This window comes from Vibrio sp. 1288 (genome assembly GCF_033344475.1).
In genome coordinates this window covers 1-11794 of the sequence record NZ_JAWPOX010000063.1, presented here as the reverse complement: position 1 = coordinate 11794, position 11794 = coordinate 1, and the positions used below count along the sequence as shown (strand labels likewise).

At 39.9% G+C, this 11794-nt stretch carries 14 protein-coding genes and 1 pseudogene; 2 read left to right on the top strand and 13 right to left on the bottom strand.

Features of this window, described 5'->3' with window-relative positions; translation table 11 throughout:
* Positions 1-67 precede the first annotated feature (67 nt).
* A pseudogene (locus R8O11_RS24155) lies at positions 68-163 on the bottom strand (GNAT family N-acetyltransferase); the annotation flags it as partial.
* Between the two features lie 139 nt (positions 164-302).
* A complete protein-coding gene (locus R8O11_RS24145; protein ID WP_005448134.1) occupies positions 303-581 on the bottom strand; it encodes a hypothetical protein in 279 nt (92 codons plus the stop codon).
* Positions 582-2002: 1421 nt separating this feature from the next.
* Between R8O11_RS24145 and R8O11_RS24140 the strand changes: the two genes are divergently transcribed.
* Entirely contained in the window at positions 2003-2287 is a 285-nt protein-coding gene (locus R8O11_RS24140) for a type II toxin-antitoxin system RelB/DinJ family antitoxin (protein ID WP_005398409.1), read from the top strand.
* Positions 2284-2562, top strand: a complete 279-nt coding sequence (locus tag R8O11_RS24135) for a type II toxin-antitoxin system mRNA interferase toxin, RelE/StbE family (RefSeq protein ID WP_005398411.1) — start codon at positions 2284-2286, stop codon at positions 2560-2562. Before R8O11_RS24140 ends, R8O11_RS24135 begins: the two co-directional genes overlap by 4 nt.
* Positions 2563-2696: 134 nt before the next feature.
* Here the strand turns inward: R8O11_RS24135 and R8O11_RS24130 are convergent, their stop codons facing one another.
* From R8O11_RS24130 to R8O11_RS24080, 11 genes are all read right to left on the bottom strand, one after another.
* Entirely contained in the window at positions 2697-3206 is a 510-nt protein-coding gene (locus tag R8O11_RS24130; protein WP_025769041.1) for a hypothetical protein, read from the bottom strand.
* 116 nt (positions 3207-3322) lie between these two features.
* Positions 3323-3799 carry a GNAT family N-acetyltransferase gene (locus tag R8O11_RS24125; protein ID WP_318194525.1) on the bottom strand — a complete coding sequence of 159 codons (477 nt, stop codon included), beginning with the start codon at positions 3797-3799 and terminating at the stop codon, positions 3323-3325.
* A gap of 147 nt (positions 3800-3946) precedes the next feature.
* Positions 3947-4486, bottom strand: a complete 540-nt coding sequence (locus tag R8O11_RS24120) for a lysozyme inhibitor LprI family protein (RefSeq protein ID WP_318194524.1) — start codon at positions 4484-4486, stop codon at positions 3947-3949.
* Positions 4487-4648: 162 nt separating this feature from the next.
* Positions 4649-4981 carry a hypothetical protein gene (locus R8O11_RS24115; RefSeq protein ID WP_318194523.1) on the bottom strand — a complete coding sequence of 111 codons (333 nt, stop codon included), beginning with the start codon at positions 4979-4981 and terminating at the stop codon, positions 4649-4651.
* Between the two features lie 144 nt (positions 4982-5125).
* Positions 5126-5410, bottom strand: coding sequence for a MazG nucleotide pyrophosphohydrolase domain-containing protein (locus tag R8O11_RS24110; protein WP_025794344.1), 285 nt, complete (start codon positions 5408-5410; stop codon positions 5126-5128).
* A gap of 161 nt (positions 5411-5571) precedes the next feature.
* A complete protein-coding gene (locus R8O11_RS24105; protein ID WP_318194522.1) occupies positions 5572-6060 on the bottom strand; it encodes a hypothetical protein in 489 nt (162 codons plus the stop codon).
* A 687-nt stretch (positions 6061-6747) separates the two neighbouring features.
* Positions 6748-7539, bottom strand: coding sequence for an FRG domain-containing protein (locus tag R8O11_RS24100; RefSeq protein WP_318194521.1), 792 nt, complete (start codon positions 7537-7539; stop codon positions 6748-6750).
* Positions 7540-8242: 703 nt separating this feature from the next.
* Positions 8243-8674: a hypothetical protein gene (locus R8O11_RS24095; protein ID WP_269334471.1), complete on the bottom strand. Its 432-nt coding sequence runs from the start codon at positions 8672-8674 to the stop codon at positions 8243-8245.
* Positions 8675-8865: 191 nt separating this feature from the next.
* Positions 8866-9732: a hypothetical protein gene (locus tag R8O11_RS24090; protein ID WP_023623896.1), complete on the bottom strand. Its 867-nt coding sequence runs from the start codon at positions 9730-9732 to the stop codon at positions 8866-8868.
* Positions 9733-9931: 199 nt separating this feature from the next.
* Positions 9932-10540 (bottom strand): hypothetical protein, encoded by a 609-nt coding sequence (locus tag R8O11_RS24085; protein WP_281188781.1) that lies wholly within the window; start codon positions 10538-10540, stop codon positions 9932-9934.
* A 190-nt stretch (positions 10541-10730) separates the two neighbouring features.
* Positions 10731-11078 (bottom strand): hypothetical protein, encoded by a 348-nt coding sequence (locus tag R8O11_RS24080; protein WP_318194520.1) that lies wholly within the window; start codon positions 11076-11078, stop codon positions 10731-10733.
* Positions 11079-11794: the final 716 nt, after the last annotated feature.

The window sequence follows — 11794 nt, the reverse complement described above, 5'->3', positions numbered from 1 at the left end:
ACTGTGACTGAAGCATAGGAGTTCCCTCCAATCGTTGCCTACTTTAAGTATAACAACAGTTAAAGGGAACATAGCCATACTTTGGGATACCCGAGTTGAAGCATTCTTTCGCATAACTAGCTAACATTGGAGCCAAGTCAGGGCTAGCTTCTACTACTTCCATGTCTATTTTCCTCTAAAGCACATAACGCCCTGTTAAGGGGTGAGCAACGCAATACCAAAGCCGCCGCATACCACCTTAAACACAAAAACCAACGCACAGTAAAAATGCCACGCGTTGCGAATCCCTCTTGAACAGTTTGTTAGGCGACATTTCTACGTTTAACTTCTTTCTCATACGAAGATTCGTTGTATAGCCAAATAGCCCAAAATGCGAAAAACATCCCGATCGTGTAAATGGAGTAATTAAGAGCATTATCCGATAAGAAAATCGTAATGCTTGCAGCATCAGAAGATGGATAAAGGAAAATAACATTAAAAGTCATGTACAAAATGGCTGTGACGAAAGTTGTTCTGAAAAGCCAATTTAAAAATCCTTTCTTTCGAGATTTTTGCCAATTATCAAATGCTTTACCATTCATTAATCCACTCCTTTTCTATTAACTGAAGCTAGATTCACGCCAAGATACTATCACTACTCTATCGTTTATCTCATGTCGCCTAACGCCTTGCTAAGGTGTGAGGAACGCAATACAAAAGCTACCGCACAGCACCTTAATCACATAAGCCACCGCAAATTGAAAATGCCACGCGTTACGAATCACTCTTAAGCAATTTGTTAGTACATGCGCTACTTCTATTTATGGGCTCCAAGATATTGAAAAGTGGCATAATATGAAAGGCTTTGAACACTGAAGTGAGACGGGCAACTACAAAACTTAAACTCGGTTAAGAGACGAGAGTTGGCTAGAAGAAAAATGCACTGAGCTGCCCTACTTTCACTGGCTTAAAATTAGAACAGGATTCTATCCTCGTACTTCAACAGCCACACCAAAAGTAATCAAGGTTCTCTCAAAAACCACCTCGAAAATGAAGAAGCACCAAAGAAATAGGTTAAGAGTTAGAAATCGTAAACGGTGAAATCAAAGCGAACGCTCCGCATATAGTGCCACCGGAAAGAACGTGAAAGGAACCAACTGAAAGGTGTAAAGGTAAGCACTAAAACAAATAAACACCCAAACTTATGACCTTTGGTGCCAAACCCGTACTAACGCCCGCTTAAGTGGTGAGCAACGCAATACGATATTTCTGCAAACCGCCTAAATCACTAAACTTAACGCATGATGAAAATGCCACGCGTTGCGAATCCGTCTTGAAGCGTTTGTTAGTTGCCAAACCAAAACGCTGATTTTATGACAGTTTTAACTTTGCGAACATCAAAAATTATGTGCTTTGATGCATTATAGTCAGGCGCAGTTTCAAAGCGACTACTCAATGAAACCACGTAGAACATTCAACGCCGAAGAAAACGGACTAACAACACCAAAAAACGCTTTTGTACCGATAATCTCGCAATGCGTAGGTTCAACAAAGTCACTGAAACCACATGAACTCACCAAACCAAAGAAAACGTCATTTCAGCAAGCAATTCAGCTTTTGAAGCGACAAACTCAAAGAGCGAATTTTCAACAAGTAATGTCGTTTTAATTGTACAAACTGCTTCAAAAACAAAGAAAAAGTGAGCTTTCATTTGCCCAAAAACTGAAGCTAAAAAATGACATTACCAAACCGAGATTAACCATTTTCAGCCTAGAAATTCACTTCCAAACTTTAGCATTTCTAACCTTAAACCTTGTGATTTGGTTACGTTTATCCTCTTGGCAACTAACGCCCAATTAAGGTGTGAGGCACGCAATACGATGCTCCCGCATACCACCTTAATCACTAAAACCAACGCATAGTAAAATGCCACGCGTGCCGAATCACTCTTAAATTGTTTGTTAGTTGCCCATCTCAAAGCCTAGTGCTAACATTTGTACACACACCAACAAAGGAATACATCATGGACACTAGAATTCAATTTCGTGTTGATGAAGAAACAAAACGCTTAGCTCAACAAATGGCTGAGAGCCAAGGTCGAACTCTAAGTGATGCTTGCCGTGAACTTACTGAGCAACTCGCTGAACAACAAAGAAAAACATTATCTCACGATGCATGGCTAACTGAACAAGTAAACCTAGCATTTGAGAAGTTTGACTCAGGAAAATCTGTTTTCGTTGAGCACCAAACGGCTAAGTCTCGAATGGAAGAGCGCAAAGCCAGAATCCGTAATCGAGGTAAGCAATGATTTTATGGGAAGAAGAGTCACTTAATGATCGTGAAAAGATCTTCGAGTTTCTCTATGACTTCAACCCTGATGCGGCAGAAAAAACTGACAACCTCATTGAAGCAAAAGTAGAAAACTTGCTTGAACAACCTTTAATGGGTGTACAACGAGATGGCATCCGCGGACGATTGCTCATTATTCCTGAGATTTCGATGATTGTATCTTACTGGGTTGAGGGCGATATCATCCGAGTTATGCGTGTACTACACCAGAAACAAAAATTCCCTACGGATTGATTGCTTCCTCTGGGGAACTAACGCTCTGTTAAGGTGTGAAGCACGCAATGACCAAGCTGCTGCATGGCACTTCAACACTAAAGTCAACGCATATCAAAAATGCTACGCGTGCTGAATCACTCTTAAACAGTTTGTTATGTTCGTAGCTTTTGTAGTCCTCGAACTGCCCGGTTAGTCGACTCTACCAAGTCAGTCCGCTTCAATTTATCTCGAATTGCCAACGCTTCTATGAACTGTTGCTCAGCCAGTTCATAGTTGCCAAGCTCAACGTTCAATTTACCCAAATGCTGTAAACTAAAACTCAAAGAGAGCTCACAAGCAAAATCCTGGCTTTTTAGGAATTCTTTTTCAGCGCCAATCATGTCACCTGCATATTGCAGAGCTATACCTGAAGTATGGGTTGACCAGAACTTGTTCTTAACGCTAGACGTTGAAGTTTGCACTTTAGAAGCCATCCAATAAGCCAACCTGCATAGCCCGATGATTCGTAAACAATCGGCTATCAATATTAACTGCCACTCTAGCTTCTCTTTTTTGTTTGAAAGTTTGAATATGAGAGCCTTATATAGTTTTACAACAAGTTTATGGAAAACGCTAAAAGTTACCCTATCTCTTTGATACTCCACCACGTCCTCCAAGAACATAACGCCCTGTTAAGGGGTGAGCAACGCAATACCGAAGCCGCTGCATTCCACCTTAATCACTAAAATCAACGCATAGTAAAAATACCACGCGTTGCGAATCCCTCTTGAACAGTTTGTTAGGTGCGTAGCCAAAGTTGGTAAAAGTCTGTTTCTTCGTGCTTGGGATTCTTGCGCACGAACTCCCAACCATGGCGCTTATAGAATGTGAGAGCTCGATGGTTAGTCCGGCTTACTGAAAGTACAGCACGCAAACAACCCGCTGTACTCAACGTGCTTACAATATAATCCTGCAATTTTGCAGCGAGTCCTGAACCACGAAAATTCGGCTTTAAGTAAATGAGATGCACATAGCCAGTCTCCGGCTCGGGTGAAAAGCTACGAAACTCTAACTGCCCTGCAAACTGACCATCCACAAATATATGGATATAGAACCATCCTGATGTTGCTAACCGGTCTAATACTCGTTCACGATAACCACTGATGAAATCGTCGAAACCATCGTAATGTCCAAAACTACAAAAGTATGCATCTTTTCTCGCAGCAACGCACAATTCTAAATCATCAATGTTTATCTGCTGAAAAGCAATTTCCATACTTACCTTTTCCTTCAAGCACCTAACGCCCTGTTAAGGTGTGAGCAACGCAATACCAATGCCGCCGCATACCACCTTAATCACTTAAACCAACGCATGATGAAAATGCCACGCGTTGCGAATCACTCTTAAACAGTTTGTTAGGGCTCAGTTACCCAGCGATACTAGTTCGTCTAACTCACTCTGCAAGCGAGCAGTTCGTTCAAAAACTAAAGTTTCGAGTTCCGAGTAATATATCAATGGGTATATAGATCCCCCTTTGTACTTATCAGCTACTGATCTCGCATGGGCTTCGATATACTCGTTCCACTTTGCCTGTGCACACCCGTATGCTTCGGTGTGGTCACTATCTAGCTTACTCACTAATTGAGCGTAAACCTCGTTCATTTTAATTAATGAACGATTGTAACTATCTGAAGCCATTTGGTTCATTTCAGTTTGAGTAATATGCTCAGTGCTACAAGCCTGCATATGAGAAACCGATTTGGTGTTTAAATCTAAAACATGACTTTGCACCGCGCTACTTTTTTCTGTGAGCATAGAAGCAAATTGGTTTAAGCCTGAGATATCTAAACCTTGCTCACTCATTTTTTTATGTATATCTAGAACTTTTTGATGCTTATCTAAAATTTCTAATTCAGGCTTTGATTCAATTTTTCGCTTTATAAGATAACCAATGCCCGTCATGAGAGCTCCTAATAAAACGAAGCCCAACTTTTCTATCATTTCATTCATTTACACTGAATCTTCCTATGAGCCCTAACGCCGCGTTAAGGCGTGACGTAATGCGTGACAAACTTGAGCGAAGCGAAACTGGCACGCGTTGCGGAATCGCTCTTAAACGCTTTGTTATATGCGTCCTCTAAGGTGTACACTTTTGGCTTCGATCACACGAATACCAGCATTTGTAATTAATTTGTACTTGAACCAACTCGACTTGAATAAGTCACTATCTACTCTTTCCACAGACTCTAGTCCTAAGAGTGTTGGATTACCTTCAAAAGGAATTTCGTTGATATTTAGAGAATAAAATCCGCTGAATACAATATCAGTTTCTTCATATTTGTCATTTTCCCAATCTACTGGGTACATAACTCTTAATATCAATTCATCTTGTGACGGTACTTCAATCATCGACAGCAACTCACAGTCGTGCCAATGTATTTCATTATGTTCCATCATTTTTCACCCAAGCATATAACGCCTTGTTAAGGGGTGAGGCACGCAACAGCGATGCTACCGCATACCACCTTAATCACTAAAACTAACGCATAGTAAAAATGCCACGCGTGCTGAATCCCTCTTGAACAATTTGTTATACGCGTTCTAGCGGTTGTACTTAACCTTGTTCAAAACTTCTTTTAGTTCATGCGTTTTCTCAAGGTTTACACCGTGAATATTGGCTAAAGCACAAACATAATACAAGACGTCATATAACTCTTCTGCGATTGAACCTTTAAGTTCATCTAGAGTTGGTTGCCCACTTTTACCTTTGCGAATAGATTCCGATAATTCGCCAACTTCTTCGATTAATTTTAAAAAATAGTGTCCAGATTGCTCCGGCGCATAATCGAATTCTTTTATATGACTTTGTAACTCAGATAACTTCATAACGTCCTTTTTGTATCATTTTCCATAAAGCGTATAACGCCCAATTAAGGGGTGAACAACGCTACTACCCAAGCTAACGCATTGTACCGTAACCACTAAATTTGAAGTAGAAGCAAAAATGCCAAGCGTTGTGAATCCCTCTTAAATTGTTTGTTAGAATTTTATTGCATAAAGAACTGAATAGAGAAAAGAGCAAAACCTAGTATGCCAACAGCTCCCGATTGAGTTGAGCGCTCAACCCACGACAAAGCTTTTACAACGATTGAGAAAAGTACAACAATCGAATTATACACGGCGAAGCCAATGACTGGACATATGAATAAAACATACAAACCCGAAAGGATCCAAGTCAACGCAGAATCAGGGAGCAGTCCCGACATTTGCAAACCAAATAATGACAGTCCCCAGGCAGAAACACCCACACCTACAATATAAAGTGCAACTGCAAACAACTTAATACTATACTTGCCCAAAAACGTAGTTGGTGCAACGTAGTCTTTCTCGTCCACAAAAGTTATTTGAGGGTTTAAGATTGACCCGATTTTTATAGATTTATCCTTAACCCAGGATAAATTTTCAAGTTTTATAGCCTCTACCGCAAGCAGAAAGACTGAAACGTACTCTAGGACACCGATTATTAATGTTTTCATATAACTCGACTAAAATTCTAACGCCCAATTAAGTAGTGAGCAATGCACTACAAAGGTCACCGCATTGCGCCGTAAACACAAAACTCACCGCAAACCAAAACTGCCACGCGTTGCGAATCTGCTTAAATTGTTTGTTATGCGATTTTTCGACAATGCTAAATTGGCTAACGAAAACATTACCTTAAACACGAAAAACTACAAACGCGCAGATAACTTTTTGTGATTCAAGAACCAGCGGATTCAACATTTCGTAGAAAGGCAGCCACAAGCTCGGAACGAGGCTTTAAAGCAAAGACTTGGCTTTTTTACTTACACGAAACTCAACGAGCCGAAATTTCAGCAAGCACCAGTTTTCCGTAAACTTGCCCTTTCCACACTTTGCACCCGAGAAACTTCCCTCGACCAAATACGATTTTGAATGAGGCAACACCACGAACTTTGACATGTTTTACGGTTTGAATGATTCAAGAATTTGAGCCGAGAATGCTGATTTGCCGAAACCAAAAAACGAATGGCCAAAGAGATTAAATTTAGAGAAACATAAAAATTTAGCCTTGTCGCATAACGCCCTGTTAAGGGGTGAGCAACGCAATACCGAAGCTACCGCATACCACCTTAAACACTAAAACCAACGCATAGTGAAAATGCCACGCGTTGCGAATCCCTCTTGAACAGTTTGTTATGGCGCTAATAGTTCAAAATATTCAAATGAGTATTGCAATACTCCGAAGCACCACTTAAGTCAGGAAATAATGTCGCATGATTTATATTCATACGATTTAAGTATTGAAGACAAGCATCTATTGTCGATGTGGGAATATCAACTCGAATGAGTTCCATATAATACTCAGATTGACTAGTGGCAAAACGCTTCATCCATGACTCGATATCGATATTGTTTGGCCCTCTCGTGAACAACCCTCTCTGACTTACTAGACGAGCATTTTCATCGCTCAGCGGGCGAACAACCTTAACCGTTGGTTTTTTACCATTAACCAATTCAACGCTCTCTGTATCTATAACTGCCGTATTTCTTTCATCTACAGCTGCAAGTGATAGAGCAAATACAGACATCATCTTCGAGTTTTCTTTTTTTGCACCTACTGCTGCAAAGTACAATGCAACAAAAGGTGATTCCGTCCAATCTAATAAAGGAGTTGCTAAGCCATGATGTTGACCTAAAGCCCACCAGTCATTTTCAGTTTGTATGGAGCTAGGGAATGGCCCTCTTCGCCCTCTTGTGGCAAACTTAAAATTATTGAGATGAGTAGTACGCTTAACTGATTCTGGATCCAGAATCAAACGATCGATAGTTGGTTCCAGTTTCCATTTACTACAACCATGGCCTCGGTATACATACCCGGCATAGTCCAACATTTCTTGATTGATAAAATCAGAAAAGTACTTCCAAGAAGAAAGCGTATACTTTTTTACACCTTTTACTCCTTGGCTACTAGTCCATCTAGGTTTTCTTCCCATATATTCCTCAATGCAAAAATCATTCGCGCCATAACGCCGCGTTAAGGGGCAGCAACGCGCTACCACCAAACTTCAATTTACCACCGTAAACACAAATACCAAGATTTAAACCAAAGTCGCCACGCGTTGACTGTCCCTCTTGAACGCTTTGTTAGCTTATTTAATGCAAACCATTGTATACCAAAAACTGATCCTACTACGCCATGAAGTATGAACTTGAGGCATACCACTGAGCCGAATTTACAGGTTTGAGCTTTGAATTACCTTGAACTAAACTAAAACCGCCGAGCGTGGAGACTCACGGAACTTCACACACAAAAGCTGACATTTGAATTGCTTGATTTCACACGAGGACTTTGTCATTTACACCTAACGAGGCGATGCTTGAATTTGCACCACCTTGATATCAAACCGATAACCGATAACCGATAACCGATAACCGATAACCGATAACCGATAACCGAACAGCTTAGTTAGGAACAAAACGAGTACAAGATAAAACATTGCCTGAGTACGATATTTCGATTTAGTTCGGCACTAAACATTAGCTATAAGATTCTGATTTTTAGAGAGTAAGCTAACGCCCTGCTAAGGGGTGAGCAACGCAATACCAATGCTACCGCAAACCACCTTAATCACTAAATTCAACGCATAGTAAAAATGCCACGCGTTGCGAATCCCTCTTGAGCAGTTTGTTAGGTTTTTACTCAAATAGTTCGTTAAACTTATCTGTATCCCACATAGAAACAATTGGTGAGTCTGATACTACCGCTTTACTAAAGCCATACTTTTCATTTTGACTAACGAAAGCTACGGGAGCATTTTTATAAAGTAAGGCTACTGAGTTACCATCTGCCGACCATAAGAAGCTAAAATCTTGCTCTGCTGTTTTTGCTATAACTGCAACTTCAGAAGCTAGACCTTCATGTAATTGCGGCGGTTCTCCTGCCCTCATTTTCTGTTTCCAAGCGTCCTCGGATACAGGAGCATACTGAATGTATGCGACAGCGTCTCGTTCTGGCTTTTGAGTCTCTGGCTTAGTTAAGTAAAGCACTCCAGATTGGTCAAACTCATCGAGAATTGCATAACGATCAGACACTTTATTATATGAGCTTAAAAACAAACCCTCAGACATTACTACTCCTGACATCAAAGTACACAAGATAAATATTACTTGCTTCATATTACTCCGAAAACCTAACGCCCTGTTAAGGTGTGAGCAACGCAATACAAAAGCCGCTGCATACCACCTTAAACACAAAAACCAACGCATAGTAAAAATGCCACGCGTTGCGAATCACTCTTGAACAGTTTGTTATGTGCCGTTTATGCGTTAAGATGCTTTTTACAGTGAAGCCAAGCTGGTATGGCATCAAAGTTCACTATCTTCAAATACTCAGAATGACAAGAACTTAAATCTAAATAATTTAGTACCTTTAACGTCAGTAGTCCGGGGTTAAATGCGAAGGAAATTAGATCTGGAATTAGAGCTTTGTTTCTTTTTAGCAGTAGTTCTATTTTCTCTTTGCCGCATCGTTCATCAAAGAAGAACTCGCTGTCACTGATAGCAGGCATCATATGCAGAACACCTTGTGCTGCTGGGTGAGTTAGTTGGCATAATTCACTATATAACTCATAAAACTTTTGCCCAGTTTTGCTATCGAGACTTTTAATGTACTCATATGGTTGCTTTGCTTTGTGAGTTGTAGGAGCTTTTTCACCTTTTTCAATTCTCCTCGCGTGAGAGTAATGAATCAAAACATCTTCAAGCTCAGTTAGTGTTACAAAGTCTCCTCCACCCTTTTTCAACTTTTTATTCAAAACTGTGTTGTGCTCTGCCAACGTAATGCCTACGTGTAACAAGGCATCAAAACTATCTGCTGTAGATTCAATAAGGGAGCGCATTGATGATGAGAAAGGCAAATATAAGCCATTTTCATATGCGAACTTCATGCCTTTAAGCCATTCAAGGTTTTTCGCGATTGAAGACATTGATGCAAAATGTGACCGAAATATAATCTCTTTAATATATTGGGCATTTGCTTCATCCACATCACTTTCTTGTAGTGCTTTGAAGTCTGAATGTGACATGAATTGATATATTGTGTGATTTCTATTATTTAGCACACTCTCGACTAACGGAATGTAACAACTAGCTACATCCTTCCCCAAAATCTCTTGGAACGAATCCATATAAGCAACCTATTAATATTTGATGATAACTTTAGGCACATAACGCCCAATTAAGGTGTGAAGCACGCGACCACGACACTCAATTTGACCACCGTAACCACTGTACTCAACTCAAACCAAAAATGCCAAGCGTGCTGAATCACTCTTAAATTGTTTGTTATGTAGATTTTAAAAACTTTTAGCTCAGAGTTGTTCCTCATTAATATGGTTGGATATATTTTCTGGCGAGAACCATATGAATGTCGTGCATTTCCGAAGCCCAATTACTTGTCAGATGGAGTCGCTTATAAAAAGCAGTAACATCATTGCCTTGAGTAAGCATTCTTATGTGTTTTTTATTGTTAACTTTTGCCACCGCTTCATCAAAATTATCGCTATTAGGTAATTCTCGAGTGAACCCATATACCAAATCAATAATACTTACTGTTTTGAAATTGTCTTGACTAACCTCAACCCAAGAGTGCCAGGGGACACGATCAAAACCATTCGAACCAGACAGACCGTGTAGTCCTTTTAATACTTCACTGTTTAAAGAAGGCTGTTGGTTCAATTGTATAACCTCTCCAACTACAACGCGGTACTTACAATCAGAGTTACAATTGCTATTTATCATTAAACCGTATGTAGCCATAGCAATAGGAAGACAATTTGAATTGCAAATTTCACGCTCTTTATCTATTTGACTTTTGACTATACTAAATGTGGCTGCACACCATATTGGTGACTTTAGGTCTGGATGTACAAAATCATTCAATAGAACATCACAAGCACTTTTTCGGATAGGTAAAATAGGATTAGGTATGCACATGACAATTCCTTTTATTTAAATATGAGTAGCTTCAAAAGTGATAGATTATTTACCGATAACGTAATCAATCTACATAACGCCTTGTTAAGGTGTGAGGCACGCAATACCAAAGCCCCCGCATGCCACCTAACCACTAAAACCAACGCATAGTAAAAATGCCACGCGTGCCGAATCACTCTTGAACAATTTGTTATGCGCGTTCTCCACGATTGAACGCAACTACAGTAGCGCGTAATTTAGTCAGCTTAAAATCTGTAAGTAACACTGTAACAAAAGACAATATAGAAACGGAGATAAGTGCAATATTTATCAAAGCATTACCACTAAACTCATAAATACCTGACAGACCAATAAATAGCAAAAGACAGGCAATTATCGATAGAATCGAATCATTAGTTTTCACTTTATACTCATCAGCAGGTATATCTTTTATTATCGAAACCGGATTTGAAAGCCCGTCAAGCCGAACTGCAATTTTTCCTTTTTTAATTTTGACTTTTAGGCCAGAACTTCTTAACGAATTAGCTAAATCTTCCATGATTGATTATCTCCATTTCTGCGAGCGCATAACGCCTTGCTAAGGTGTGAGTAACGCAACACAAAAGCTACCGCACAGCGCCTTAATCACATAAGCCACCGCATAGTAAAAATGCCACGCGTTACGAATCACTCTTAAGCAATTTGTTAGTACATGCGCTACTTCTATTTATGCGCTCCAAGATATTGAAAAGTGGCATGATATGAAAGGCTTTGAACACTGAAGTGAGACGGGCAGCTACAAAACTCAATTTCAGTTGAAAGACGAAAGTTGGCTAGAAGAAAAACGCACTGAAATGCCCTACTTTCACTGGCTTCAAATTAGAAAAGGATTCTTTCCTCGTACTTCAACAGCCATACCAAAAGTAATCAAGGTTTTCTCAAAAGCCACCACGAAAATGAAGAAGCGCCAAAGAAATAAGCTAAAAGTTAGAAGCCGTAAACGGTGAAATCAAAGCGAACACTCCGGATATAGTGCCACCGGAAAGAACGTGAAAGGCACTAACTGAAAGGTGTAAATACGAGCGCCAAAACAAATAAACACCAAAACTTATGACCTTTAATGCCAAACCCGTACTAACGCCGCGTTAAGGGGTGAACAACGCAAGCCACTAAACCTAAATTATTGTGCCATAAACACAAAAAATAAGGCTATGTTCCCTTTAATTGTTGCTGAAGACTTAACATCCTGTTTTCATTAAGTTCTTCAGTAACTTC

What these genes read in the sequence shown, in the direction of transcription:
- R8O11_RS24145 (WP_005448134.1), bottom strand. Translation starts at nt 581, where the DNA reads ATGAATGGTAAAGCATTTGATAATTGGCAAAAATCTCGAAAGAAAGGA.
- R8O11_RS24140 (WP_005398409.1), top strand. Translation starts at nt 2,003, where the DNA reads ATGGACACTAGAATTCAATTTCGTGTTGATGAAGAAACAAAACGCTTA.
- R8O11_RS24135 (WP_005398411.1), top strand. Translation starts at nt 2,284, where the DNA reads ATGATTTTATGGGAAGAAGAGTCACTTAATGATCGTGAAAAGATCTTC.
- R8O11_RS24130 (WP_025769041.1), bottom strand. Translation starts at nt 3,206, where the DNA reads ATGTTCTTGGAGGACGTGGTGGAGTATCAAAGAGATAGGGTAACTTTT.
- R8O11_RS24125 (WP_318194525.1), bottom strand. Translation starts at nt 3,799, where the DNA reads ATGGAAATTGCTTTTCAGCAGATAAACATTGATGATTTAGAATTGTGC.
- R8O11_RS24120 (WP_318194524.1), bottom strand. Translation starts at nt 4,486, where the DNA reads ATGACGGGCATTGGTTATCTTATAAAGCGAAAAATTGAATCAAAGCCT.
- R8O11_RS24115 (WP_318194523.1), bottom strand. Translation starts at nt 4,981, where the DNA reads ATGATGGAACATAATGAAATACATTGGCACGACTGTGAGTTGCTGTCG.
- R8O11_RS24110 (WP_025794344.1), bottom strand. Translation starts at nt 5,410, where the DNA reads ATGAAGTTATCTGAGTTACAAAGTCATATAAAAGAATTCGATTATGCG.
- R8O11_RS24105 (WP_318194522.1), bottom strand. Translation starts at nt 6,060, where the DNA reads ATGAAAACATTAATAATCGGTGTCCTAGAGTACGTTTCAGTCTTTCTG.
- R8O11_RS24100 (WP_318194521.1), bottom strand. Translation starts at nt 7,539, where the DNA reads ATGGGAAGAAAACCTAGATGGACTAGTAGCCAAGGAGTAAAAGGTGTA.
- R8O11_RS24095 (WP_269334471.1), bottom strand. Translation starts at nt 8,674, where the DNA reads ATGTCTGAGGGTTTGTTTTTAAGCTCATATAATAAAGTGTCTGATCGT.
- R8O11_RS24090 (WP_023623896.1), bottom strand. Translation starts at nt 9,732, where the DNA reads ATGGATTCGTTCCAAGAGATTTTGGGGAAGGATGTAGCTAGTTGTTAC.
- R8O11_RS24085 (WP_281188781.1), bottom strand. Translation starts at nt 10,540, where the DNA reads ATGTGCATACCTAATCCTATTTTACCTATCCGAAAAAGTGCTTGTGAT.
- R8O11_RS24080 (WP_318194520.1), bottom strand. Translation starts at nt 11,078, where the DNA reads ATGGAAGATTTAGCTAATTCGTTAAGAAGTTCTGGCCTAAAAGTCAAA.